At 36.3% G+C, this 201-nt stretch carries 1 pseudogene; it reads right to left on the reverse strand.

What is annotated here, in order from left to right:
* Positions 1-201, reverse strand: a pseudogene (locus DYY66_RS13290) (sugar ABC transporter permease); the annotation flags it as partial.

Genomic DNA, 201 nt, shown 5'->3' on the forward strand with positions numbered 1-201 from the left:
TCCAATCCAGATGTTCCACACTATAGCATCAAAGACAAGAAAGTCTGCAGCTATTTCCACTCCAAGTGTTCCTCCAAGTCCCGAAATGAAGACTATCAGTACTATTGGAAGAAAACCAATGACTGGAATTGACTCAAATATGTTAACAAATGAAACATAGATGTTTTCAAATTTTCTGTTCTTTACTGCGATATAGGAAAG

This window comes from Candidatus Nitrosotalea sp. FS, from assembly GCF_011319475.1.
Lineage (GTDB): Archaea > Thermoproteota > Nitrososphaeria > Nitrososphaerales > Nitrosopumilaceae > Nitrosotalea.